This window comes from Prevotella falsenii DSM 22864 = JCM 15124, from assembly GCF_000613945.1.
Lineage (GTDB): Bacteria > Bacteroidota > Bacteroidia > Bacteroidales > Bacteroidaceae > Prevotella > Prevotella falsenii.
Map to the genome: position 1 here is coordinate 1 of NZ_BAJY01000092.1, position 523 is coordinate 523.

Annotated in this window: 1 protein-coding gene; it reads left to right on the top strand. The window is 46.8% G+C overall.

Annotated elements, in window-relative coordinates:
• Positions 1–110: 110 nt before the first annotated feature.
• The coding region (locus JCM15124_RS15600) for a helix-turn-helix domain-containing protein (RefSeq protein ID WP_198019149.1) at positions 111–523 on the top strand (413 nt) is incomplete at its 3' end.

Consider the following 523-nt stretch of genomic DNA (forward strand, 5'->3'; position numbering starts at 1 on the left):
GTGATGCGGACAACCTTGTCGCTACGCTCCAAGAACGTCCGCATCACACGGAGAGGGTTACTCTTAAAACACCAATAAGAAATTGCACTTCTATCTTGAATGTTTAGCAAATTTTTGCCTTACTCCAAAGAAAAAGTCCGAGAAAAGAGATAGCTCATATTGTGGGCATCAGTCAATCCACGCTTTCCCGTGAATTAAAACGCAACGGCAGTCCATCAGGTAAGTATGTTTGGTTCAAGGCACATGCCAAGGCTATGGAGCGTCGAAAGCGTTCCACCTCCAATGCTGCGCTTTCCCCTGAACTTGTATGGAGAATAAAACAAATCATCATCGAGGAGCAGTGGTCTCCACGGCAAATATCAGGGGCTTTGAAAAAAGAGGGCATTAACGTGTCGCATCAAAGCATCTACAATATCATACATGCCGATACGACCGGGGAATTGGCAAGCCATACGCGCCATAAGCTCAAGTACAGGCACAGACCCAAATGCAAGGCTTCTCCCATCGCCTGCAGAACCGGTAT